Source organism: Mesorhizobium sp. M0909 (genome assembly GCF_040319515.1).
GTDB lineage: Bacteria > Pseudomonadota > Alphaproteobacteria > Rhizobiales > Rhizobiaceae > Mesorhizobium.
Genome location: NZ_JAMYOA010000004.1, coordinates 387,409 through 412,190, shown reverse-complemented (window position 1 = coordinate 412,190; position 24,782 = coordinate 387,409). Strand labels below are relative to the sequence as shown.

The 24,782-nt window shown below is 56.8% G+C and carries 16 protein-coding genes and 1 pseudogene; 7 read left to right on the top strand and 10 right to left on the bottom strand.

Annotated features, from left to right (window positions below):
- Positions 1-465, top strand: a 465-nt coding sequence (locus NKH83_RS08730) for an IS66 family transposase (RefSeq protein WP_352803329.1), incomplete at its 5' end; no start/stop codon positions are given.
- 357 nt (positions 466-822) lie between these two features.
- Here the strand turns inward: NKH83_RS08730 and NKH83_RS08725 are convergent.
- Genes NKH83_RS08725 through NKH83_RS08710 form a run of 4 tightly spaced genes read right to left on the bottom strand, consistent with a single transcriptional unit; the run spans position 823 to position 4,727 of the window.
- Entirely contained in the window at positions 823-2,853 is a 2,031-nt protein-coding gene (locus NKH83_RS08725; RefSeq protein ID WP_352803327.1) for a B12-binding domain-containing radical SAM protein, read from the bottom strand.
- Positions 2,834-3,679, bottom strand: coding sequence for a hypothetical protein (locus NKH83_RS08720; protein WP_352803324.1), 846 nt, complete (start codon positions 3,677-3,679; stop codon positions 2,834-2,836). The genes NKH83_RS08725 and NKH83_RS08720 overlap by 20 nt, the downstream gene beginning before the upstream one ends.
- A 9-nt stretch (positions 3,680-3,688) precedes the next feature.
- Positions 3,689-4,504, bottom strand: coding sequence for a multinuclear nonheme iron-dependent oxidase (locus NKH83_RS08715; protein ID WP_352803322.1), 816 nt, complete (start codon positions 4,502-4,504; stop codon positions 3,689-3,691).
- A 43-nt stretch (positions 4,505-4,547) separates the two neighbouring features.
- Positions 4,548-4,727 carry a hypothetical protein gene (locus NKH83_RS08710; protein ID WP_352803319.1) on the bottom strand — a complete coding sequence of 60 codons (180 nt, stop codon included), beginning with the start codon at positions 4,725-4,727 and terminating at the stop codon, positions 4,548-4,550.
- Between the two features lie 265 nt (positions 4,728-4,992).
- Between NKH83_RS08710 and NKH83_RS31600 the strand changes: the two are divergent.
- Positions 4,993-5,647, top strand: a pseudogene (locus NKH83_RS31600) (IS5 family transposase).
- Between the two features lie 1,670 nt (positions 5,648-7,317).
- Here NKH83_RS31600 and NKH83_RS08695 read toward each other — a convergent pair.
- On the bottom strand, positions 7,318-8,016 hold the full coding sequence (locus NKH83_RS08695) for a DUF6946 family protein (RefSeq protein WP_352803311.1): 699 nt from the start codon (positions 8,014-8,016) through the stop codon (positions 7,318-7,320).
- Positions 8,017-8,366: 350 nt separating this feature from the next.
- On the opposite strand from NKH83_RS08695, the gene NKH83_RS08690 reads away from it, so the two are divergent.
- Genes NKH83_RS08690 through NKH83_RS08675 form a run of 4 tightly spaced genes read left to right on the top strand, consistent with a single transcriptional unit; the run spans position 8,367 to position 16,410 of the window.
- Positions 8,367-10,010 carry a nuclease-related domain-containing DEAD/DEAH box helicase gene (locus NKH83_RS08690; protein ID WP_352803354.1) on the top strand — a complete coding sequence of 548 codons (1,644 nt, stop codon included), beginning with the start codon at positions 8,367-8,369 and terminating at the stop codon, positions 10,008-10,010.
- Positions 10,010-13,276, top strand: a complete 3,267-nt coding sequence (locus tag NKH83_RS08685; RefSeq protein WP_352803308.1) for a hypothetical protein — start codon at positions 10,010-10,012, stop codon at positions 13,274-13,276. Before NKH83_RS08690 ends, NKH83_RS08685 begins: the two co-directional genes overlap by 1 nt.
- On the top strand, positions 13,212-15,122 hold the full coding sequence (gene drmB / locus NKH83_RS08680; protein WP_352803305.1) for a DrmB family protein: 1,911 nt from the start codon (positions 13,212-13,214) through the stop codon (positions 15,120-15,122). Before NKH83_RS08685 ends, drmB begins: the two co-directional genes overlap by 65 nt.
- Positions 15,067-16,410, top strand: coding sequence for an AAA family ATPase (locus NKH83_RS08675; RefSeq protein ID WP_352803302.1), 1,344 nt, complete (start codon positions 15,067-15,069; stop codon positions 16,408-16,410). The genes drmB and NKH83_RS08675 overlap by 56 nt, the downstream gene beginning before the upstream one ends.
- 1,587 nt (positions 16,411-17,997) lie before the next feature.
- Here the strand turns inward: NKH83_RS08675 and NKH83_RS08670 are convergent.
- From NKH83_RS08670 to NKH83_RS08650, 5 genes are all read right to left on the bottom strand, one after another.
- The gene (locus tag NKH83_RS08670; RefSeq protein WP_352803299.1) at positions 17,998-19,317 is read right to left on the bottom strand and encodes a DNA cytosine methyltransferase; all 1,320 of its coding nucleotides are present in this window, start codon (positions 19,315-19,317) and stop codon (positions 17,998-18,000) included.
- Positions 19,318-19,337: 20 nt separating this feature from the next.
- Entirely contained in the window at positions 19,338-19,805 is a 468-nt protein-coding gene (locus NKH83_RS08665; RefSeq protein WP_352803296.1) for a very short patch repair endonuclease, read from the bottom strand.
- A gap of 123 nt (positions 19,806-19,928) precedes the next feature.
- Entirely contained in the window at positions 19,929-20,948 is a 1,020-nt protein-coding gene (locus tag NKH83_RS08660; RefSeq protein WP_352803293.1) for a site-specific integrase, read from the bottom strand.
- Positions 20,938-22,020 (bottom strand): hypothetical protein, encoded by a 1,083-nt coding sequence (locus NKH83_RS08655; protein ID WP_352803290.1) that lies wholly within the window; start codon positions 22,018-22,020, stop codon positions 20,938-20,940. The genes NKH83_RS08660 and NKH83_RS08655 overlap by 11 nt, the downstream gene beginning before the upstream one ends.
- Before the next feature lie 629 nt (positions 22,021-22,649).
- Complete coding sequence (locus NKH83_RS08650) at positions 22,650-23,123, bottom strand: hypothetical protein (protein ID WP_352803287.1); 474 nt, start codon at positions 23,121-23,123, stop codon at positions 22,650-22,652.
- Between the two features lie 224 nt (positions 23,124-23,347).
- On the opposite strand from NKH83_RS08650, the gene NKH83_RS08645 reads away from it, so the two are divergent.
- Positions 23,348-24,067, top strand: coding sequence for a hypothetical protein (locus NKH83_RS08645; RefSeq protein WP_352803284.1), 720 nt, complete (start codon positions 23,348-23,350; stop codon positions 24,065-24,067).
- Positions 24,068-24,782: the final 715 nt, after the last annotated feature.

The window sequence follows — 24,782 nt, the reverse complement described above, 5'->3', positions numbered from 1 at the left end:
ATGGCCCCACTGTGGGCCGCCGAGGAGGCCGTACGCGGCCAGGACCCGGCAGTACGGATAACTGCGCGTCAGGAGAAATCCGCCGCCGTCGTTGCCGCTCTCTTTGCGCTGTGGGAAAAGGAGCTGCCGAAGCTGTCGGGAAAATCGAAGCCCGCCGAGGCGATCCGCTATGCGCTCGGCCGGCGTGCCGCGCTGGAGCGCTTCCTCACCGACGGCCGCATCGAAATCGACTCCAACACCGTCGAGCGCGCCATCAGGCCACAGACAATTACCCGAAAGAACAGCCTCTTCGCTGGCAGCGACGGCGGCGGACGGACATGGGCCACCATCGCCACGCTGCTGACCACCGCCAAGATGAACCAGGTCGATCCGCACGCCTGGCTCACCCAGACCCTCGAGCGCATCGCCAATGGCTGGCCAAACAGCGCTATCGAGGCGCTCATGCCTTGGAACTACCATCGCTGAACGGCATCAGCTACCCGCTTACCGTGAAGCGGATCGGCGAACTACCAGACCGAAGCCGATTTGCGCGGGCTCGACCAGGAAGCTCGACTCGCGCAATTCCTGAGTTTATCTTGCCCCTTCCTCACTTCAGTTCGAGGACCGCGCACAGCGTCAGCCTTGGCGCCTTGGCGAAAGGAGGAGTTAACTGCTCCTGACGCGAATGTGCCCATCGCCGACTTATGCTCATCGGGCGCGCCCAAAGGCGGTAACCATTCCAACTGATTCCTTGGAGCGGCGCTTCCCGAAGCGCCATTCCTAACCCGTTGCCAATCTTCCGGCAGCCAAGGGCTTGAGTGCCCGGTTCACACCAGAAATATGCTACGGTGTTATAACAGCCTTTTCCACTTTACCGTTAGAACGCAGCACAACTCCTGACGACTTGTCTTCGGACACCAAAACTCCGCGACGCTCAAGATCCACAAGTCCATCTAAGAAACCGTTCATCGACGCACCAGATCCTTCGTTCCTTACTATATCCTTTATTTCCTCAAGCGACCTCTGACTCCGCAGTAGTTTTAGTATCTGAAACCACGTAGCATCAATATGCATTATCTCGACTTTGCCCTTGCCGGATCCTGGAACGCAGACGGCCAAATCTGCAACCGAGATATCCATATCATCCAGACGCCTCGCCGGATTTTCAGCTATGCGCTTCAGAAGTTTGTCCGGGTCATGACATTTTTCGACAAGAACAATATTTGCAGCCAGTTCGAGAGTGTCGCCACCTAGGGGCGCAGCCCCTTTGCTCTCTGAAAGAGCCGGGCTTCTGCCCGTTCGCCGAAGCTTAGATGTTGCGGCGCAGAACCTAACAAGACTTGTCGCATAGTGGCCTTCACCAAACTCAGCTTGCATCAAGGATATTACATCCGCCTCGCGCACGTCGTTAAGATTGGCCCGAATGGACGCGGTCGCTATGGCCCTCAACCACAATGCCTCGACAAGTCGGCTCAAAGTTCCACCAAAAAGATAGACCAAATGCGCGAAGGCGACCGTCCCAAACTGAAGAAGTATCCACACAAGCTGCACGCAAAACTTTGTCCGCTCTCGAGAAATCGAAGTTGGGTAATAGAAATAAGTGACAAAGACGTCCGGATTGTTACGAATAACCTCTAGGTCGTCATCCTCAATTGCAACCGCATTAAAATCGGTTTGAAAGCCGTCGTATTCTACGTCTCCTCCGTACTTCCGATACAACTCGGTGCCGGGCTCTGGTGTGAGCATGTGAAGTTGCGGAATGATTGCGTCGCCGTACCTCAATACGCACTCTGATATCTTGTCCAACGTTTGGTCCTGATCAGATCCTTTCTCCTCTGGGTACCCTGTTATAAACGAGACCGTCGGCAAAATGCCGAGTCCTGTCGCCTCGTCCAAGATAGGAAATAGAAGGTCGAGGTCCAGCTTCTTTTGCGATATAACTTGAAGTCGTTCTGATCCGGTCTCAATGCCAAAATATATCGCGTTGCAACCTGCCTCCTTCATAGTTCTGAGAAGATCCGCATCAACACAATCTATTCTAGCTGAACATCCCCAGCTATAGCCACTGGACCGCACAGCGGAGCAAAATTCTGCCACTTTCTTTTTATTAACGGTGAAGAGATCATGAGTCAGTGAAAACGCTTTGAAGCCATAATTATCAGAAATGCTCTCCATCTCGCGACAGAGCTTACCCGCAGACTTAAGTCGATACTGCCTGCCAAAGAACTCGGCAGTGGAACAAAATGTGCAACTGAATGGGCAACCCCTCCCAGCCTCGACGCGCAGCCTCTCCAGTCCAGCATCAGCGATTGGATACAGATCGTAGGCTGGGGCAGGCAGTGTATCTAGGTCGCTAATAGTTGGCTTCCCGATATTCTCGATAATCTTCCCATCTTTTCGCCAGACAACGCCTGGGATGCCGTCGAACGACATCCGACATAGACTCTCAATTACACTGACAATCACTTCCTCTGCTTCGTGTCGAACAATGACATCGAATTCAGCAAATTTACTCAAAAGTGTCGACCCTAATATCGTCGCGTGAGGGCCGCCGGCAATGATCCTGACATTTGGTAACAAGATCTTTAAATAGCGTGCCACCTTCAACGAAAATATGAAACTGCACCCCAGAGTGGTGAATCCGACTACATCAGGACAGAGAGTTGCTACGCTGGTGGCAATGTCGAGATATAAGGATGGTGACCATCTGAGTCGCCCAGTTTTGAGCAAATATTTTGGGTCAACAAGGATCGGATCGTGATCGTGGGATCTAACTACCGACGCCAAAGAAATAAGACCTAGATGCGGGTGGGCGTCAAGATGAGCTAAGTCACCGTTAGGAACCAATAAGTTGTCAATAAACACGATGCGCATTGTGGTACCTCGCCCCAAGCGAAATAGGAATTACGGCTGCCAGATTCTCATATATATTCGATATCGCTTCCACAGACAGTACGATACCCATCTCGCACTCAATTATTTCAGCCACCTGACGAAGTGAAAATCCCGAATTTACAAACCGGATAAACGTCGCGGCGAGAAGGTCGACCTCGAAATAACTAACCGTTTCGCCTGCCCTCTGTAGTGCATAGAGGTACGTGCGCTCTTCGAGAGGGCGCCAAGCGTCCCCACTGAGCTCTTCCGATGCAAGCGCTGCCTCCAGACAACTTGGACTCCATTTCATTGGCGCGATGAGTAGTGTTCCATCAAATTTTGGAGCCCGTTGACCTAGGTATCGCGCTTTCTGCGGCGCCAATCCGGGCGCCGCGACCAAGCTTGTCAGTGAACGAAGTCGCGCCTCGTGATCCATCACTTCGCGAACGAAGGCGTGTCCAGGTTGCTCTACTCGCAGAAAAGTATTCAAGCGAGACAGAAAATGCTGCAGACGGGATTCAAGCTCAAACGGTCTTTGAGCTCTAAGAGACGAAAACTCGGATGCGTACCAGGTAAAAAATTCTATTTCAATCCGAGCAACATAAATCGCTCGCATTGTGAGCGGAATTACTTCATGAAGTTGGTTGTGGCGGACCTTAGTAATTAGCCCTGCAAACTGGATTATCGCTCGTATATTCTCTTTTCCACGTATTCCGCCGCAGCACAGGTCGGCGATTTTTGATTGTGCGGAAGGTGATTGCTTTGCGAAAAAACCTGGATCGCTTACCATCGTTGCAAGCAGAGAGTGAGCACGGCTTTGCCGCATGGCAGCCTCTTAATTGGCCTCTTTGACCCGGTTTATCAGTGTTAGCAACACGGCTTCGGAAAATTGAGAGTGCCAGTTAAATTCGAGTGTTATTGCCCGCGGCTTTGCCCGGTTAAGCAAGACGCGGAGCAGTTCAAAGATCGCTTCCGGAGCGGCGATTCCATGATTGTCCCAACAGACCCCGCTGTCGTCGCTCGCACCGGAAATATGTACCTCCACGATGTTCTCGATTGGATATTCGTCCAATAGGCTTAGTGGCTCCCGCCCAGTATTGCGCGCGGTGATATAAAGATGGGCCAGATCAAGAAGTAACTTTCCTCCGGTCCTCTCACTAAAACGACGGATAAACGCGACTTGGGAAAGCGTGCTTCCCGGCACAAAAAAGTACTGTGGAGGATTTTCGATAATTATCTCCCTATCGAACTGCCGCTGCAGGGACATAAAGTTAGTAATGGAATTTTCAAGCGACTCTTCGCTGAGTTGCGGGCAAATAGTGTACTCGGTATTGACTACCTCATTTCCCTCTTCGTCGAACCGATGCGCAGTTGTGAAAGCTAGGTGTTCACCTATCCACGGGGTCCGGGTCAATTGGGCCGTTGTCCGTATACTTTCTATGGTTGATTGTGACGGGTATATCTGCCCACCGACCGACATACTGGCGCAATGAAGTATAATTGGAAGCGGGCAGCGAGCGATCAGCTCCGGGCTCGCGCGAAGTTTTTCAAATGGAAATTCCACGTAGTCTACTAGACTATCGTGCTTTTGCAGAAGTTTCTCAATTTCATGGCTCCAAGCCAGTCCTATTGACGGCGCAATAGGTTCCATTGCGGTCTCCATGGAGCGTAATGTGGCGGCAGAAGAGGCAACACTAATCGGTAGCGTCGACCACCATACTTACCGCACGCTCACCGCTCGGAAGATCGGTTTCGCCAACCTTCAACACAGTGATTTTCAGGTCCCCACCCTTTTGTAAGCAATCAAGCAGTGCTTTTCGTTCTGTATCGCTCAGTGACTTAGTTTGAGTCAAAAAAACGGTCGGGTGGGCCATCGTTGACCTCCTCTTGGGTTGAGCAATCATAGCTTACATCGATACTCTATAGAGTCAATCTTGTTGGCCAGTTGTGACGCGTACAGTCGGCCGTTTCTAACTCAGTGCGAATCCTGAAAGAGATGCAAAAGGGGTCAAGGTAACTCGGCGGAGACGATGGCGAGGTCCCGTGCCGTTGACTTCCTATTATGAGAAGCCAGGTTCGCGCACTCGCTGGTCAAGATCAACCGCGACGCATACCGACAACTGGCGCCGCCTTCCAGCACTGGTGGCCCGAGCCGGACCGTCCACTTTGTGGCGCTCTGTGCTGGTTCCCGTCGACCGATTCAAACGGCAAGGTTCCCCGCATCTCGGCCATTGGGGCAGCCGCGACTGGGTCAAAGCCGATGTTTTCATTCGGCTTTTCGAGGCCTGCTCCGACGAACCGGATATGGAATGCGCCATGGTCGACGCCACCATCGTCAAGGTCCACCGCCACGGACAGGGCGCAAAAGGGGGACTCAAAGCCAGGCCATAGGCCGCTCCAAGGGCGGCATGACCACCAAGATCCTCGCCCTCACCGACGCACTCGGCAACCTCGTGCGCTTCGTTCTTCTGCCTGGCCATCGTTTCGACACGGTGGGTGTGCCGCCACTCATCGACGGCCTCGCCTTCGGCGGGCTGATCGCCGACAAGGCCTCGATAGCAACACCATCATCGCCGATTTGAACGAACGCGGCGCCAAGATCGTCATCTCGCAGCACCCAAGGCGCGCCTTGCCCCTGCCTCTCGACCTCGAACTCTACAAGTGGCGTCATCTGATCGAGAACTTCTTCTGCAAACTCAAGGAGTTCAAGCGCATCGCCATGCGCGCCGACAAAACCGACCAGACCTTCAATGCCATCATCCATCTCGCTGCCGCCGTCATAAACTCTCGATGAATCTCAACAGGCCTTAGTTTGCGAGCCTCGAAGCTCCGTCGCGTGAACTGATCCGTGTTCGCGTGCGCCAACCAGAAATCGAACAAATCTAGACCCCGGTTGAGCCTCTCCAAGTGCGCAACCTGCTCGGTCGTCTCCTTCCTCATCGGAGCTTCCAGCCGGACCTCCGTGGATGCATCGCCTTCCACCACGTAATCGAAACGCTTCAATTCGGGGACGTCCGCCGTTACGCTCTTACCGACGAGCGGCAGCTCTACACCAGGTTTCACGGCCACCCGCACGATTTCCGACCCGACAACTTCGTAATAGGCGGAATTGGGGGGCACGTGTCGGTGAAACAAAATGTGGGCGGGAGCCACCATCTGGCACGGAACATCAAACGCAAGCGTTGCTGTTCGGTCTGCCGTAATGCTCCGGTAGACGGGAAGGTCCAGAACATTCTCAACAGAACGATCCGACGTGGTCTGATAAGGTATGCTGCCGTTTGAACTCATCCCTATGCGGCGGAGGTCCGCTTCACTCCGGATCTCAGGTAGGCTTGTAAAATAAACGTAGGCGACTTTCGTGAGCTTGCTCGTACCAGCAAGGTTGTACGGTCCTGACCAGAGTTCGCCACTGGATAAGATCTTTTCCTCCGTTTCCTTCCTGGTGTGATGGAAAACCTCAAGGGCGAAGTCCCCATTCGGCAATCTGGAGCAGTTTCCGGCTACCAGAGGCGCAACCGGAATGTTCATAGGTCCTGCGTATGTGCACCGGTAAAGCTGGGCACCATCGTCATAAGATAGGGCATGGCAATCAGAACGGATTGACACGTCCAATCGTACGGCCCTTTCGCCTCTCGGGACAGCGACGTCCATACTGAAACTTGCGTTATGAAGCCTAGCTTTCCAGCCAAAAGCGCTTGCAATGTTGAAGCCAAGCTGAGGTGGTCCGAAAAAGCTTGGAAGAAAAAACTTAGTTCCTCCAAATCCGATCAGAACATCTGGTAGGTAGTACGTACGGCCCCTCCCATGGCAAAGGCGAAGCTTCACCCAGCCATCGTAGGCCTTTCCCTTACGGATCGATGTTGCCGGGGAGAGCCGGACAGGTGGACCCGCAAGGTTGCCCCAAAGTGAATGGTCGCGCGTCATATTTTTGCTCTTAGCGACATCGCTGAGATGCAACAAGCTAGCGGTGACAACCGGTCGAAGGCGCGCATCATCGAGGTGCGCGGACCGATGCGGACGTGGTATCTGGTCGGGCGGAAAGAGAAATCGGGGCATGAGGTGCAAGTGGGGCCTTAGGAATTGCCATCAATTTCCCCACCAATTTTCAGCCGTTAAGATAGTTTAGCTCGCCGCCCGTTGCGAAGTCGCACCGAAATTCAGAAGCCGCTCTGAGGTCGGTGGAAGCCCATCGCATAACGGAAGCCTAAGGTGTTGCTGTCGTAGGAACTGCGGTGCGCCGGAATTGCGCCCGACTAATAGAGCCAACGTCCGAAAATAGCGGCTACACCAAGGTGATTTCGTTCTGGGCGGCCTTGGTCAAGGTGGGCTGATGGATTGGATGCTACCCAAAAGCTGGCGTTGGCGTGCCTTTGGCGGCCGTAGGCGAGGGATTGAATGCGACGATGGCACGACCAAATGGAGGAGACAAAAGAAGGCGAAATGTGGAAACGTGGGGACGCGGACCTAGGGGCGGGTATCCATCGCTTTTAGCGTTTTATGATCGTGGATCTCGCCCGATGCCCAGCCCACGTACAACGGTGGCGCTCCCTCTGGGCGGACGCAGACAAGCTGATCAGGTTCAGCAGTCGCGGCGAACAAGGCGACGAAGGCCGCATAGTCTTCGAACCACCTTCGCGTCGACGAAAAGGAGTGGACGATCATTGCAGCTGCGTCAGTCTTAAAGCGCCGCGCCTCAATGACCGCAGAGGCTGTCCGGTGAAGTAGCTGATATCGAATTCTTTCTGGCAAAGGTTGTGTCAGGCCCAACAAGTCGCAGATGAATGCGAGCCGCTTCCGCTTGCCGTTGGAAGCATTCGCCAACCACAGCCCGAGCGGCTGATCGAATGGCTCATCAACTTTCCCTTCTATGGTGACGGCAACCGTGTGATCTCCAGCTCTGGCCAAGGCGAACAGGTCATTCTGACTGTCGCCCCGATTTGAACCAGGCAGCGGAACCTTATGCTCGGGTAGCGCGACCAGGAGTTCTGCCGATGGGCCTACGCTGGTCAACAGCCGCGCGATTTCGGGTGGAAGGCCGATTGCATTCTCCCAACATTTCGCGAGGCACATAGCCGAGTAACCTTCGCGCCAATGCTTTGCCGGGTCGGCAAGTAGTCGCCGCCATTCTTCCGCACCTTGACTTGGGAGATAGATCTTCACCATCGCCCGCAGTGTTGGCGAAAGTTTAGTCCGCGTCAATGTGATCCGCAGGGGGAGATCGGGATCATGTACTACTCGGAACTTCGAAATCTGTCCGGATGGGAAGGTCCTCTGGCACGTACCGAGGCTCCAAGCGTAAACAATTTGGACAACTAGAAGCGCTATTCGCTGAGAACGGTTGCTTCGTGTTCTGCGCCTAATATGGAATCCACCTTGACTAGCCACTGGGAAAGCATTTTGACTGGCGGGTTGGGGTCGCTAATGCGAATGGGTGGAATGAAAACATCTTTCCGAGGCTGTGAAGCGCGCGAAGGCCGAAAAAGGCATTCTGGCGAGAGAGCATTCGCTTGAAGGTGTCGCCATCACAATTGCTGCAGGTTAATAGTTCAGCCGAACGTGCTGTCTATGAGATGTTGCAGCAAATCGACCTCGGGCCAGGTTCGGTTGCGCTTCACTCACTCAATCTTCCGCTCCACCAATATAAACGTTGGGCCGAGGCAGATTTCATCATCCTCTGCCCGGCGGGGATCCTCCTCCTTGAGGTAAAAGGTGGAAGGGTTAGCTGCCGCAATGGCGTATGGGAGTTTCAGGACCGGACAGGTAAGGTTACGACCAAGAACGAGAGCCCTGCGGTCCAGGCGAAGACCGCGTTCTATGCACTTCGCGACAATTATCTATTTCCCCGGTTTGAAGATAAGCTCAAACGTGTGCCCATGGGATGGGGCGTCGTTTTCAAGGACGTGCCCCGTCTCGTTCACGACGCCCGGTCTCAACTGCCTGACCAGCCAGATGAGATCACAGCCTATAAGGACGCTTGCACCGGCCACAATAACTTCGGAGCCTATCTGCGCCGCGTTTTAGAGCATTGGGCAGGGCGGGTACGAAGTAGGCCTGCTATCCTCCCGCCATCGGTTTTGGGGGAGATTGCCGCTGCGCTTCGCCCCAACTTTGAGCAGGTGCCGCCGCTCGCCACTAGGGTCGAGGAGTTCGGCCAGGACTTGGCCGCCCTGACGAAGGAACAGTACGAGCGGCTGGACGACATCCAAGAAAATGAACGTATCCTCGTGAGGGGCGGTGCCGGCACAGGCAAGACGTTTCTCGCAATGGCCTGCGCGAGATACGACGCGGCCGCTGGGCTAGACGTGCTGTTTACGACTCGCAGCCATTACCTCGTGCAGTATCTGCGCGCTGGCGAGGTTCCGGCCGGTGTGTCGATCGTCCCGTTTGACAATCTGCCGCAGGTGTTCGCTGCGCGCGGAGCTAGGTGGCAATCGCTTGTTGTCGACGAGGGTCAGGACCTTTGTCAGGCCGAAACGATAGACATTCTGGACAGCGTAATCGAGAGAGGGATGGAGAAGGGTCGCTGGCGCTGGTTCGGCGACCCTAACCGTCAGGTTTCGGCGACCCATCCGCTGGATCCCGATGTACTTGAGTACCTTGAAGGATTGGGGACCAAGTGCCGCCTTAGGCAGAACGTGCGCAATGCCCCCGAAATACTCCAAGTGATCGCGAGATTCGTAGGGGCCGACACAGGCAGCCCGGCGCCGCGCGGTCAGGGCAGTCAGGTTGTCTTTCATGAATGCGCCAGGGGCAGCGAGGCCGCAGCTACCGCTGTGGTCATAAAGGGCTGGATGCGAGGCGATGGCGGTGCGCAACGATCCGACATCGCTGTCCTCGTGCCCAGCCGGGAAGACATAGCGCCGGTCGCCGCCGTCTTGGGCCAGGCCGGGATCAGAGCCGAGCCTTTAGAGGCGCGACCAAATGGCAAGCGTCGGGATGCTGTTGTTGTTGCTGCGGTTGAGGACTTCAAGGGGTTGGAGCGGCCACTCGTATGCCTCGCCGGGGTGGGCGAAGGTGGCGACGAGGAGGTGCGGGGGCGACTATATCGCGCCTTCTCTCGCGCAAACCATACATTGGCGGCTGTATGTAGCCGCCAGGACGGTGAGGCACTAGCGCGGCTGGCCGCTCGTATCGCAATGGAAGGGATCGGAAACTGATGGCGGCGAGAGAAGAAATCGTCGACGAGGTCAGGGCGATGCTTGTCGGGCCAGGATTCGGTGTGCCCGACCCTGACAAGGGCTTTGAATGCGAGCTAATCGAGAATCGTCTCAGCCTCGCGTACATGATGGGCATTTTATACCCCAAGGCCACAGCCGAGCGCCCCGACATTGGGTCCGACGAGGAGCCGGAGGTGGATGATGAGGCGACTGACCCTGATGATCCCCTAAGCATGGCGAACTCTATCCTACCAGCGTCCATGGGGCTTTCCATCTGTGTCTCGGCAGATGCGATCGTCGAGATCTATCCGCGCGGAGCCGTCTATGACGAGCATGAGCGCATCGAAGGGCGCGAGCGAAGATGGAAGCGACGCCCCCTCGAGACCGTGGTCGAGCGCGTGGGCGCCGGAGGACTTAGGCGCAAACCAACACTCGAAGGGCACGCTGAAATCGAGGTTTTGGACAGGGGTTTGGCCGACGGATCGCGCCTCCTCACGATCAGCCTCAGCAACACTGAGGAGAGCGAGGGACGACCCGATATTACGAAGGCGCTGTTTCAGGTCAGCCTAGAGTGTCGGCCTGTCGAAGGCAGCATCCTGCCATATCCGTCTACACGCTACGTCCCTCCGTCCGATGAAGAGAGGGAGCTACGGATCATTTATGGCGACCAACGCCCGTTTGCATCTGGGCATGGCACCGCCACCGATTGGACCCTCTTGGACGGTGCCTGCGTTTTAGTGCGTACGGAGTCGCTTCCGCGCGCACATGTTTGGCGACCGCTCTTTGATCGGCTCGAAGTGGTGGCCAACGGCACAGCCAAGGTGTTTAGTGATCCATCTGTGTTCGATTTGCATCGGCTCGCGTCCGGTGAACTTGGCGCCGTTGAGTTGGGACAACGCCTTAGCGACCTGCTTGCGCTGTACAGCGAATGGATTGACGCGCAGGCAGAAGTGCCTGTGGAGGTGAGCTTGCAAATCGACGGCGCGCGAATCGTCGAACGCTGCCGGGCAAGCCTCTCCCGGATGCAGGCTGGGCTAGAACTGCTGCGCACGAACTCTATTGCTCATCGTGCCTTTACCCTCGCCAATCGCGCGATGCTGATGTCTATGTGCCATGCTGCACGCGCCAACGGCGCCGGCCGACGTGACGGGCTGCAGGGGCCATTTCCCCTTGGAACAGCTGAGACTGCGCCGATCAATTATTTCGCCAACACGACGGCACGTTGGCGACCCTTCCAGCTAGCCTTCTTTCTCCAGATTTTGCCGTCGTTATTCGAAACAGAGCATGAGGATCGCGGCTTAGTCGACGTGATCTGGTTCGCTACTGGTGGTGGCAAGACCGAGGCCTACTTGCTGGCGGCTGCCTTCGAACTTATCCGCCGGCGGCTTGTTGAGGGGGCTAAGGGTGGCGGCATTGGGGTGCTGAATCGCTATACTTTTCGCTTCCTCACTGCGGATCAGTTCCAACGCACCGCCGGAATGGTCTGCGCGCTCGAAGTCCTCCGGCAAGAACTGGCCGATGGCGGCGACAACTCGCTGGGTTCGGAGGAATTTTCGATTGGCCTGTTCGTGGGAGGTGAAGTGAGCCCGAACAAGTTCGTGACGACGAGCATGAGCACGGGGGCGCATGAGCAATACATGGAACTTCTGGAGGCGCGTGAGCCGCGGTCCGTCAACCCGTTTCCGATCGAAAGCTGCCCGTCTTGCGGCACACTCCTCGTGCCAAACGAGCGGCAAATTAAGCCTGATGGGACCCCCGACGTTTCATTTTACGGTTTCAGAGCAAGTGCCAACGACTTCATGACCTTTTGCCCGGACGAAGACTGTGCGTTCCACAGCGGATTACCGATCCATTTTGTGGACGAGATGGTTTACAAGAAGCTGCCGTCCTTCCTGCTCGGTACAATTGATAAGTTTGCGATGGTTCCCTGGAACGAGAAGGGAGGAAGGCTATTCGGTGTCGGCACAAATAGGTTGCCGCCATCCCTGGTGATCCAGGACGAACTGCATTTGATTTCGGGTCCACTGGGAACGCTGGCGGGCATCTACGAGGCGGCCTTCGAGACTGTGATGTCTAGCGTGGACGGGCACAGGCCAAAAGTTATTGCTTCGTCCGCGACAATAAGGAACGCCACCGCGCAGTGTCGTCGGATTTACGGGCGCAGGACGGCTGTATTCCCATCGCCTGGCATCCGCGCCGATGACTCATTTTTCTCGAAGCTGGATGTTGGCAATGAGGCGCGGTCGCGACTTTACGTGGGCGTGATGGGCCAGGGAGTGCGTTCAACAATCGCAGTGTCCTGGACAATGGCGGCCATGCTGCAGGTAGTGCACGCCCTTGGGCGAGAGGGTAAGCTAGACGATCGCGAGATCGATGCGTTCTGGACGCTTGTCGCCTACCATAACAGCAAGCGCGAACTGGGCCGCATTGCTAACGCAACGAGGGACGAAATCCCTACCCGCCTCAAGGTTTATGCGAAGGCAGAGGCGAACGAACGTCAGACGAGATTCCAGGTGCTGGAATTGAAGGCGCATTCCGAGGTACCAGTCCCACAGGCGCGCCAAATGCTCCGCCGCCATCACACCGCTCAGGTTCCAGCGGTCGACATCGCCCCGTGCACCAGTATCATTTCAGTTGGTATCGACATCGACCGTTTAGGGCTCATGCTCGTCAATGGCCAGCCCAAGCTGACGGCCGAGTACATCCAAGCGACCAGTCGTGTAGGCCGTGGCGCCGTCCCTGGAATCGTCGTCACCTGCTACTCGCCAAGCAAGCCACGTGACCGGTCGCATTATGAAAGCTTCAGGGATTACCACGAGAAGTTTTACAGTTTCGTCGAGCCGACGAGCGTCACCCCCGGTGCTATCCCCGCGATCGAGCGCGCTCTTCACGCTGCCCTCGTAACGGTCGTGCGTCATGGTGCAGGTTTGGGTAAGAACTTTCAGGCGGCGAACTTCGACCCGGCCATAGCGGCGACAGCGAGCCGGATAGAGGCCCTTCTGTTTCGTTTAAGGCAAGCGTACGACGCGCCCGAGGAAAATGAGGAACGGGAGCGGCTTGCTACTGCGCTCGAGGAACGGGTCGAGTGCTGGAAGCAATGGGCGGAGGAGGGGCGGAGGTCTGGCGGGCTCGGCTATGTCGTCGCGCCCAAGCAATCGTTCCCGGCGCTGTTGGTGCGTTTCGGAGACCAGAAGCGCAACAATGTCGGCTGGCATACGCTCCAGTCAATGCGGCACGTCGACCGCGAAATTACGATGGAGGGTTAAGGGAATGCGCAGGCCTTCTATTCGCACCGCGCAACTTATCAGTCCGTTTGGCCCTGGGGCTTTGTGTGAAGTCGACGGGCAGTCCTTCTTCATCCGCGGTACCGGGAGTTGGCGTAAACAGGGCAACCTTGAGGATATCCAACTGCCCGCTTTGACAGACCGCATGCGTCCTGGGATGGAGCTGAAGCGGCCTATCCACGGTGTTTCCGTGTCGCGCTTTCCTCGGTGGCACTTCTGCACATCATGCCGGGAGATGGTTTACTGGAGCCACGAGCGGGACAAAACGGACAAGCCGGGTGATCCGCTGCCGATGCCTACTTGTTCAAAGACTGCGTGCCGAGAGCAGAGGCTTGTGCCCATGCGCTTCGTCGCATTGTGCGATGGCGGTCATATGGAGGAGATCGATTGGTACTTCTGGGCGCACCGGCGGCAGCAGAAGGCGCAACATGGGCAATGCGCGCGCAACGTGGCCAAGCTGTCGTTCGTAGTTACGGGCGAGAGCGGGGGCGACTTCTCCAGCATGGAGATAAGGTGCAACTGCGGGTCCCGCGCTACACTCGAAGGTATTAGCGACGGGCCGCTACCGCAGAAATGCGAGGGCAGGCAACCCGGCGAGCAGCCGCAGGGGTGCGTGAATCCGACCGATCCACAGAGGCGACCGTATCCGCTTGTGATGGAGCCTCGGGGATCGAGCGCGCTTCATTACGCGTCGGTGATTTCGGCACTCGATATCGCGGCCGACTCCAGCGAAACAGGCAGCGTGGCAACGTTGAAGGCCGATAGCGTATTTGCATCCCTGGTGGATGTAGCTGTGAGCTTACCTGCTGGCCTTGAGTCAACACTGACGGATCCCGTTGCCAAAATTGCTGAGCGTCTGGCGATTGACACGGGTCTGGCGATTAAGGTCTTCACAGCAGAGGTTATGCGCAAGCGAGCTCCTGTTGAAAGCGGCGGTGACCTTCCTACCGAAGTCAGTCAGGGAGAAATCCTGGACGAAGAGTTCCCTATTTTGGCGAGTTCAACACCAATCGATGGGCGTTGGCTCAAGACGAGGCCTGGCCCTCCAGGTGCTAGGTACGGTCTCGACCGATTGTTCGAGAAGGTGGTGCAGGTCGAGCGCCTTCGAGAGGTACGCGCGTTTCGCAGCTTTAAGCGCCGCAAGCCAGGCGACGAAGCGGCATCCATTACACCCAGCTTGAACCGTCCTAGCCCTATCTGGCTGCCTGCAACCCAGGTTTTGGGCGAGGGCATATTCGTAGAGTTCTCGAAGCCCGCGCTGCAAAAGTGGCTCTCTACAAATCAGGTCGAAATTACTGCATTTACGGAACAGCAACTCCGTGCAGCGGAACAGGCTGGATTGCCGATGCGAATGGGGTTTGAGGCAAACCCGGTGTTCGTGATGGTGCATACATTCGCGCACCTACTCGTAAACCAACTCTCGTTTGACTGCGGCTATTCCTCAACATCGCTGCGCGAGCGAATCTACTGCGGCCCCTTGAACAATCTGTATGCCGGTGTCCTCGTGTATACGGCTGACTCAGATTCCGAGGGGTCAATGGGCGGGTTGGTGGAGTTGGGATCACCCGGCCGGTTTGCGGAAGTCACGTACAGGGCCGTGTCGCGCAGTGAGTGGTGCTCGGGTGATCCGGTATGCCGCGAACTTGAGGCTCAAGGCCTTGACGGGCTTAACCGCGCGGCTTGCCACGCTTGTTCACTGGTTGCCGAGACGAGTTGTACCTGCTCGAATGTATTGCTCGACAGAGTGCTTGTGTCTGGCAGGGGCAAGGAAAATGGTCGCGGCGTGCGCGAGCCGCTCGGCTTCTTTCAATCGATCCTCGCGGCCTGAGATGCGCTTTCCTTCGCTTTCTGACCTCGACCGTGAGCAACGCCGGGTCTATGCCGAGGCCCCTAACGACGGGGCAATCACGGTTGTCGGTGCGCCTGGAACCGGGAAGACCATCATGGCCTTTCATCGCGCGAGGAAGGCGCTGGAGCTCGGCCAGGTTCCGCAAGTCATCATGTTCAACAGTGTTCTCATGAAATATGCTTCAGGTGAACCTGAGCAGATTAGCGGCGTTGGCGTGTCGACCATGCACAAATGGGGACGGCAGTGGTGGCTTGGCGCGACGCGCAAGTGGATGCCGACCGATCCAGTGGACCGTTACCACATCGACTGGAAGCAGTTGTGTGCAACAGCCTTGTCCCAAATCGCCGCAGGAGCCGGGTCCAAGTTCGACTGGGGCCACCTCATTATCGATGAAGGTCAGGACTTTCCTGAGGACATGTACATGGCGCTTGGCCTGATCGCGTCGGCGCTGTCGCGCCATGGACATCATGGTCGGATCACTGTCTTTGCCGACGACAATCAACGCCTGCAAATTGAAGCCAACAGTGAGACTGCGGCAATCAGGAAGAATCTGTTCATTGAAGGGGTGGAAGACCGCAATTTCACCTTGCGCAAGAATTTCCGGAACACTCGTGAAATCGCCTGCATGGCTGCCCACTTCCAAGTAGGCAACGCGAGCGGGTTGGCCGAATTGCCGGAACGGCGCGGAGAGATTCCAACCGTGATTTTTACCGCCAATGATCGTGACCTGACTGACTTTATCGCAAGAAAAGTGAAGGCGAGCCCAGGGCGACAGACTGGAGTCATCGTGCACGGACCGAAATCGACCGTCACGCGGGCCTATAACCAAATCAAAACGCGGATAGAAGGAACAAAGCTGAAGGTGCAGGTCTATATCAGCGGCGACAAGAATCGCACCGCTGACATGCTGGATTTCGACTCGCCTGACACGATTACTGTGTTGCATGAGAGGTCGGCAAAGGGGCTTGAGTTCGATATTGTTTTTTTCCTAGGCCTCGAGCGAATCGATCTGGATGGTTCCGGCGGATTGAACGAACGGATGGCGCTTTACGTCATGTCCTCGCGGGCTCGTGAGGAGCTTTTCCTCGCTGCCGCTGATCTCGACCCCTCCCACGACCTGCCTGCGGGGATAGCCCTGCTGCCGCCGCCTGATGCCGGTCTATGCGCCTACGCTGGGCTGGGTAGCATCGATGGTCACGCCGAACGCCTTCTTGAACATGTGGAATGGATCGAACCTCGGCGGATACTGGAAGGGGTCGCAGCGTGATTAACCCGGACGGTGACGAGGTGGAGGGGCGTGGACACCAGCTGTTTGTACCGATGCATGCGGACAACTGGGCGCTCGCACTAACATCTGCGTACCTCGGTACGCCTTTGCGTGACGACGCTGCTAGGGACGTGCAGGCGCTAGTAGGTTTCGGCATCGTCGCATTTGCCGGCGGCGTACCCGAATGGGCACTCGAGTATGGAGATCCCGGACCGAAGGTAGTACTTGAGTTAAGGCAAGGGATACCGAGGGCTGAAGATGGCGAACTCGTGCACTTGGAAGGTTTTCGCCGTGTATGCGACGTTGCAGCTGCAATATTTCATTCGGCAGATGACTTGGCGAATTTCAACGCTTCGTACGCTGCCTTTCCAGACGTACCCGTCGGCTTGGTGCCATGCCGGGTCGGGCAAGTGCCTGTTGTTAAAGGTACGGAGGCTGCCACCCTGCAGCCGATTGCTGGGAACGACGTCAGCCCTCTTTCTCGTAGATTTGAGCTAGACTGGTACGGTGGCTGGGCCGCGGGGATCTGCGATCTTGCCAGGAGTGGCCGATTCGATAGCGAGCTTGCTACCTATCTCGCTGCAGTCCCTACAGGCGGTCGGGCGGCTTATTCAATGGCCTCCGCGTTACTAGGTGCGATACATCCCGAGGCTGAGGCGGTTGACCAAGCTATCTGGGGCACTGTGGTTGAAGTCACCTCCTTGAGGCGAGCAGGCCGTGGGTTTGATAAGACGAACGTGCTGTCCGAAGTTGCCGAGCGAATTCAAGAACGGATCACACCCGACCAACGCGACGCGGTAATTGCTTGGGTTGAAACATGTCGAAAAGTCGTGAAGGCATTGGTTGATCCCCCGCCGCTAGATGACCGGCGCCGACTGGGGCAGCGGGCAGCGCTGGCAGTTCTGCTTGCCCCCGATGCACGTGCCGCCGCATCGCTCGACCAGTCGCTTGGTGCGGGCGTCCGCGTAAAAGCGCTCGCTACGGTCGCAGCGCGAGCGTTCGATGGCCTCGCCCGCCTTGAAGCTCCATTGAAATCCGATTGCGATCAGTTGGATACATTGCTTGAGATTGCGGAAGGCTTAGGCGTACACACATTCGAGCTAGGGTTCAGCGCTCGCACTTTGACTTCGAGTTTCGAGGGTCGAGACGCGGTCCTTTTGAATGGCAAGATACTTGTAGAACGGCGCCTTCCGCCGAAGCCTCACGAGCTTATCCTGCGTGCTCGCGCGACTGAAGCCGGTTTGGATCTCCGCATCGATCAGAGGACGGGTTGCTTATGTTTCGAGCCGGCCGGCCGGCCAGGAATAGTAGTCTTGGTAGAGGAGGATGCGGCATCGTCGGCTAGCGAGCCCATCATCCGTTTTGTTCTTCCGTTGACACCTCTCGCATCGAGGACGGGCAAAGCGCTGCAGGTGTTTCTTGAGGCGGCATGGAAGCACGGAACTGCAATTGGGCTAAGAGGTGAACAGCTGTGCGCCTTCGCGGCTCGACCGACCGCAACGCTTGACCGGGGCGAATTCGAATTCGATGTTGTGCGTATGCTAGCGGTTCACGATGCTGTCTCGGTCTCCCCCCGTAGGAGTAAGCCTAGAAGGTCGGCTCTGCCTGCTTGATGAGGACAGGGGCCGCTCTTCTTTGCTTTTGCTTTGTTGCAATCGCAAGAAGAACCTCGCCGATCGCTTCAGCCAATAATGGGGGTACCGCGTTGGCGACCTGGGTGAAACGCGGCACTTCCATCTTTCGCCGATCGCCGCCAGTTGTATACTTGCCGGCGAAGCCGAACCAATCAGGAAATCCTTGAAGTCTTGCGTTCTCTCGCACTGACAGCGTTCGTGGCTCGGAATAGTGGATAAGGTCGTCCGGCATGCTTGTAATCGTCGGCGAGGGTCTGCTCGGATCCATCACCCTAGTCGCTTTCTTTTTAAGTCCGAAATCCTTTCGCATGGAGGCGGAGAGCTGTACGTGCCGCCGGTCCGCTTCGCTGCAAGCATGAGTGATGAGTTCAAAACGGTGTTTGATCTCCGCGGAATGACGTGCAAGCCGGGTGTCCGGGACCGGTCCAACATGCCCATCCTTCATCAGCCTTTGATATGGCGAAGTAGGCGGTCCCGCGACGATTGCCTCGAAACCATTTGAATCAGGGCTAGGGCGCGTGCCGAACAACGCTACCTGTAGGTCTGATATAGCATCTGCGGCACTTGTCTTCGCTGTAAGCCCGCGAGCGGACAAGAAAGCCTCTCGACTTGAGGCCAGCATCGTGAAGACCTCAGCTTCGCGGGGGAAAGAAGCGTCTTTCGCAAGTCCTACCAGGAAAAAGCGTCGCCTTACCTGAGGAAGCCCGAAGTCGGGTGCTGCAAGGAACGACGTTTGGACATTGTAACGCGGCTCGAGCATCGCCTTCAGTTCGTTGGCAAAATTACGTCGTGGCTCTCCGGGTTGGTCAGCTTGGAAATCGTAGGTAATTCCTGGGACATTCTCGATCACCAGAATCCGAGGATGGATTAGTTCTACTAACTCGAGATAGCGCTTAAGCATGGCATTGCGTGGGTCTTGGCGCATCCGCCTACCGGCGCTTGAGAAGCCCTGACATGGAGGTCCCCCTGCCAGCAGGTCGACCTTTCCTCGTAGAGCGCGCAAATTATCGCCATTGCAAGCGATGAGATCCTCAATCGTCGTGGCCTTCCTGTCGAGCCATTCGGGCCACTCAAAATGAAAGCGGGAATTGTTGCCCATCAGGTTCTTGTCGATCGTGGCGAAGGCCATTGCGTCCTTCTCCACCGCGAATAGACCTCGCCAGCCGGCACGCATTAGCCCGAGACTAAGGCCGCCACAGCCAGCAAAAACATCAATGAACACGGGTGACTGCTGGTTGCCTGGTGCGTCGGTTCCCCGCCCGTCAACCTGCATCTCTGGTTCCCCTCACTTCGTCAGTCCCCGCTGCTTAATAGCGTAGGTAGGGTCTGGGCGCCAGGCCCATTCGCGGAGGCCGGAGGACCAAGAAAAGCGGCAAGCGTTTCAAGAAGCCGAAGTGGGTCTCTCGTCTCACATTCCCAAGCGACAGCAACTGCCCATCCCAAAGCCTCAAGCGCGAGTGCGTTCTTGCGGTCGCGCTCTTTGGTGCGCTCGAACTTAGCTCGCCAGAACTCCCCTCTGGACTTTGGTACATGCCCCACAGGGCAGTCCTCATGGTTGTGCCAGAAACACCCGTGCACGAACACAACTTTGCGGCGATGTGAGAAAACTATATCAGGTTTGCCAGGAAGCCCTGGAACATGAAGCCTGAACCTGTAACCGGCTGCATGCAATAAACGCCTTACAACAAATTCTGGGTGGGTGTCCTTTGAGCGGATCAGCGCCATGCGCGCGCTGCGTTCCTTAGGAGTGAGGGTATCCATGCCCAGTTTATCCGCGCCTGCAGGCCGGGGTTTCCCCGCAACGTTGTCGTGTTCCAATGCCAATTTCTCTAGCATTGGTCGGCAAAGTCGAGAAGGTTTTCGTGCTCAAGCCCTAACAAGAAGTCAGAGGAGCATCCCGGCACCGTTTCCAGCAAACATGTCACCGTCACGGATGTACCGCCCGACCATCGCCTCAGATGCGTGACCCGTCTGTGCTCTGATCTTCCATGTTGAAACCCCAGCCATGGCCGCGCTGGTGGCAAAGCCAGCCCGAAGACTATGGCCGGAATAGCGGGACGGCTCGAAGCCTGACGACGCTACCCGTTCCTTGATGACCAGCGATATGGCCTCACCGGACAGCCGTCGTTTGCTGATATGACCGTGACGGTTGACACCCAGGAATATTGGCCCGGCATCAATAGCGGCTCTAGACAGCCATTGATCGAGAGCGGTAACGGGGCACCAGCGCGTTCGTCCGAATGGGATGGCAATCTTGCGCCCGTTGCCTTCCTGATCCGTCTTGGATCGGCGCAACAAGACGACGATGCCCTGTCGGACATGCTCGATATCGTTGACGTTGAGGCCGACCAATTCAGATCGTCGAAATCCACCCGCGAAGCCGATCAGAAGCAATGCTCGATCCCTGATGCTCTTGATGTCGTCACCCATGCGCTCCAGCACTGCGAACAAGTCATTACGCAGGAGGGGCTTGGCTTCAGCTTGAGCGGTTCCGCGACTGCGTTTGATCCCCCTGATGGTCGCTCTGACGAGCTCCGATGACGTTGGACTGATCAGCCCTTTCGCAGTGTGCGCCTTGGAGATCGTTGCCAGACGCCGACAAAGCGTTGCGACCGACAGGGTTTCCGCATGCTCCGCGAGATAGCTGGCAATCGCCGCATCGGTTGCAGGGATACTCCCGCCCCAGGCTTCAAAATGTGCCAGATCGGTAGCGTAGGCACGTTTCGTATTGGCCGCCAATCCCTGCTCGACGTATGCAGCGACCTTTTCCGACAGAGTGAAGTTAATTTCACAATCGCCAACGCGCTTGTCCGCCGGCAACTGTTGGCCTTCCGTGAGATCAGGTTCGTCGATTTTAGATCGCGATAAGAGGGGATTATCACGAGTTAGACGGCTATAGGACATGTTGGCGCTCCTCGTTCAGGAGCCAGATATCGGCACGAAGCAGTGAGATGATTTCGGTAGCGTTGAGACAGTGTGGCCCTTGGCATTCGATTTCCCAGGATCGTCGCAGTTCGTCCGCCACGGGCCACCGATAGTGTTTCCGCAAACGCTCCCCTTCGACTGCAAATAGGATGTCACCGAGGAAGTTGACCTGCTGCGATGACGGGATGTGCTGACGGACCCATCGGGCCGTCTGATAATCGCGACTAAGCAACCTTTGCAGCGCACGCCGTCCCTCCCTCGAATATCGATCCAAGGCCCAACTCGGTACGGGGCCACACATTGTCTCGGGCGGAAAGTCGTCATCCTCGACTGCTGTTGGCTGGACCGGCTTCAGCGTCGAAATCAGGACAACTAGGGGACAGAGGACCTGGCTAGTCCGGCGGAACCCTTCCCTCGCAACTTCGACCAAGGTGTGGGGATGACCGGCTTCGCACATCGCGTCGAAGACCGTCTGTGGATCGCCCCTTCTTGTCCGCAGATACGGCGACGGGCAACGGTCAGTCCCCACGGCGTACCAAAGTGCCAAGGCTCGCTTCGCCAGCGGGGCATTGCTGTCTGCGATCCGCAGCAGTTCCGGGATCGTTGCATAGGTCAAGTCTAGCCTGATTTTCTCGTAGATAGGATGACGCTCGGCGACCATGAGGAGATCGTCAGCAGCGCGGCATTTCGGTGCAAGGCACATACGCTCGACGAGGTAGCTCGCGACCAACCATTCACCGCCGATCTTTGCCCGGAACGTCTTCCCGGCAAGTGACGCCGTCACGAGGCTGATAGTGTCGAGGTCCGCGACCCCGATATCCTCGAACGCTATCGAACCGACCCGTCGCCACAACTTGTCCGGGGACTGCTGGAGCAGTGTGGCGGCAGCCTGCAATGCGAATTGCCGATGCCCTCGCCGGATCGCCTTCTGTAGCGAGGCCATTGCCAGCCAGGGCGAGACATCGAGGGGGTCTGGAAAAAGGGGGGTGTAGTGTTGTACCTGTCGCGCCAGATCGGCGCGTAAGGTGGCGAGGATATCGGGACCGTTCATTGTCTTCCTCCTTGAAGGTTCAAGGGGAGAGCTGAGAACTTCAGTCCCACTATGAGCGTAGGTGAATTGCACCTATGTACAATGTTATTATTCGCTTTTTTTAGTTCATGGCGCTTGGCGTCCGCTCAGAATGGCAAGAAACGGCCACCTGACGGACCTTCATTGATGCTGGAGCGTGGGCAAATCCTGACCGATATTGTTGAAAAAGTCCGACGCACCGCGGGGTCGGCGCCGATGATAGAATCCCGTTCCATGGTAGCGCATTGTGTGGAATCAGGATTCATTTTTAGGGTCTTCGCGGAATGCCATTCTATGCAAATGCCATTGGCATCGACCCAAAGCCGCCATTCATAACGTGTCCGACCACGACAGGTTGACCTTGCTTATCAGTCGAGGGTTTCCACAATCATGTGAGGGTCTGCTTGACGCCCACGCGTCGATAGCTTTCGTCGCCGAAGGCAAACGCCTGGGATTGGTTACCCGCCACTTCTAGCAGTGTCGGTGATTGTCGAGATAGCACTCAATCCCCGCAGCAACGATGGACTTGAAGACCTCCGGCAAAAAGTGGGCCCCACCTCATCGACTAGGAGGCGGTGAGAGCCTTTCCGACACGTACAGGAGCGGCCGATCTATTGGGTGCACTTAATTCCGACGGTCGCCCCTACGGGCACGCCGTCTACATGGGTGACCTGTACGTCGGCCCTGCACGTGCCTAGATAAGGGCCGCCATCGAACGTGATCGCGTCCAATACGGCGCGAAAGGCCGCCTTAATGCGCGCCCACACCCGACCCCAGAAGCCCTTGGCGATGGCCCGCGCCTGTTCGGGGGTGAAACCTTCGATGATGACGGTCCCGAGGACGAACATCTTATCCGGCTCGACGGCCCGGATCTGCACGGTACCGGTTTTGGCGATCGTCGCTAAGATCCGGTCGCCATCGTCCAAGTCGAGTTCGAACGGCACGTCGATCTCGGCGGCCGCCTCATCGTCGCAGCGTTTCGGGATTAACTCAAATCCCCGTATTGGAAGCAGTTCCATCTCTCGTTCCTCCTCGAGCACCCGACCAACGGTCAACACCGGAACATCGGATTGGGCGCGTTCCAACAGCAGTCTCGCGCCGCATTCAGCGTCAGGCAAGGGCAAATTCGACCCGCTCGGTGACATTCCTGGGACAGTTGTCGTCGCGGCTCAATTGCCCGCCATTGTGAGGTTCTCTTTCAAGGCGTGGTTGACCAACCTCCCAACTTGCTTCTCACCGCGACGGAGAGCATTAATGGCTCTCTATCGCAATTGGGAGCGTTCGTCACCGCTAACCATAGAGGATCGCTATGAGCGAACAAATGATCGGTGCCAAGAAGTATGCGTTCGAAGAGTCCACATCTGCTTTGACATTGGAGGAGCTTGACGAGCCGCTGACTGGATTATCGGTGGACTTGGTGGATCTGCCGGGTCGGCCTTCTGATGGCGCAAGCCCAAAGGCGATAGTCGAGGCCCGCAGCAATGGCAAAACCAACGCTCGTTTAGTTTTCGAATGGACCGACGGAATGTCCTCGTTCCGGGCCGGATTCTTTTCCAGGAACGACTTCGTCAGCCTGCATTACCACGATCTTACATCGCGCGTCTGTCCAGTCTCAGTCGAGACAAGGCTCGCAAATTTCGCTGGCGTTGTGGATCCAATGGAGAAGTCGTTCTCCGGCAATATCCCTGAAGAAGTCACAAATACAATAACTTCTGCGCTCAAAGAATTCGAAGGACTGCGTGATCCGTTGAGTGCATTGGCAAACAGTGGAGCGGACGGAGATCGAGCTAAACCCAGGCTGATTTTTCAGCAAGCCGGAGGCACTAGCAAGGAAAAGTGTGACAGCGACCGCAAAACCGGCTGGGCCGCCGTCATAGGTACAGTACTATCGGCCGGCCTCGCAATTTCGACCGGCGGCGCTTCACTTGGCGTACAAATTGCGGGCATGCTCATTGCCGGGGCGCTTGGCGGGGTAGGCGGTGCAAAAGTGGAAAACGAACACAAAGAGTGCAAGAAAAAGGCACAGTAGGATAGCGCGCAGAAACGTGAGCCTCAATGGGTGGCGCAGGCTGCACAGCGATGCCTTGCCCCGGCAAATTTCCGCGCAGGTGAAAGCGCTATCGATTTTGGCGCAGGGCCGGGACAGTTCTCGCGAATAATCGCGCGCGCAACCGGCGTTCCTGTGCGATCGAGCGCAGCCCCGTGGGTTGACGTCTCGTTCAGCCCTGCATCAAGCGAAGCTTCAGTCCCAGCGCAACACCTTTGTGTTCTTTGACGGCTGTGCCGGGGAACCCGAGTTTGAAGATGCCGTCCGCAACATCGCGAGTATCCTTGATGAAGCTTTGGACGACGTTATTGCCACAGGAGTCCCGCGAACGGCCGCGAAGGCCGTAGTCGACGCTCTTCTATCGTGGAGCACCGAACCGTCGTCTGCGTGCGGGACGCAATGACGTGGGTTGAGGGGATTAAACCTGCGTGATCAACGTTGAACTGAAGTGGCGACTTGACGCCAGGAGGAGACCACAGCTCTGGTGAGCGGGCACCGCGGACGGGCGCTTCTGTCTCTTGAAAGGTCACCGCATGGTACCGCGCGGGGATTGTCCTGGGAACGCAACCCTCTACTCCCAATGACCGCTATTGGCGCTACCTGCCCGTTCCGGCCGCCCGACTCGAACGGCAAAGTTCGACTCAAAGCGGCTATTGTCGAGGGGGTTACCCCGGAAGGACAGTGAAGGACAAAAATC

What these genes read in the sequence shown, in the direction of transcription:
- NKH83_RS08725 (WP_352803327.1), bottom strand. Translation starts at nt 2,853, where the DNA reads ATGCGCATCGTGTTTATTGACAACTTATTGGTTCCTAACGGTGACTTA.
- NKH83_RS08720 (WP_352803324.1), bottom strand. Translation starts at nt 3,679, where the DNA reads ATGCGGCAAAGCCGTGCTCACTCTCTGCTTGCAACGATGGTAAGCGAT.
- NKH83_RS08715 (WP_352803322.1), bottom strand. Translation starts at nt 4,504, where the DNA reads ATGGAACCTATTGCGCCGTCAATAGGACTGGCTTGGAGCCATGAAATT.
- NKH83_RS08710 (WP_352803319.1), bottom strand. Translation starts at nt 4,727, where the DNA reads ATGGCCCACCCGACCGTTTTTTTGACTCAAACTAAGTCACTGAGCGAT.
- NKH83_RS08695 (WP_352803311.1), bottom strand. Translation starts at nt 8,016, where the DNA reads ATGGTGAAGATCTATCTCCCAAGTCAAGGTGCGGAAGAATGGCGGCGA.
- NKH83_RS08685 (WP_352803308.1), top strand. Translation starts at nt 10,010, where the DNA reads ATGGCGGCGAGAGAAGAAATCGTCGACGAGGTCAGGGCGATGCTTGTC.
- drmB (WP_352803305.1), top strand. Translation starts at nt 13,212, where the DNA reads ATGTCGGCTGGCATACGCTCCAGTCAATGCGGCACGTCGACCGCGAAA.
- NKH83_RS08675 (WP_352803302.1), top strand. Translation starts at nt 15,067, where the DNA reads ATGGTCGCGGCGTGCGCGAGCCGCTCGGCTTCTTTCAATCGATCCTCG.
- NKH83_RS08670 (WP_352803299.1), bottom strand. Translation starts at nt 19,317, where the DNA reads ATGCAGGTTGACGGGCGGGGAACCGACGCACCAGGCAACCAGCAGTCA.
- NKH83_RS08665 (WP_352803296.1), bottom strand. Translation starts at nt 19,805, where the DNA reads ATGGATACCCTCACTCCTAAGGAACGCAGCGCGCGCATGGCGCTGATC.
- NKH83_RS08660 (WP_352803293.1), bottom strand. Translation starts at nt 20,948, where the DNA reads ATGTCCTATAGCCGTCTAACTCGTGATAATCCCCTCTTATCGCGATCT.
- NKH83_RS08655 (WP_352803290.1), bottom strand. Translation starts at nt 22,020, where the DNA reads ATGAACGGTCCCGATATCCTCGCCACCTTACGCGCCGATCTGGCGCGA.
- NKH83_RS08645 (WP_352803284.1), top strand. Translation starts at nt 23,348, where the DNA reads ATGAGCGAACAAATGATCGGTGCCAAGAAGTATGCGTTCGAAGAGTCC.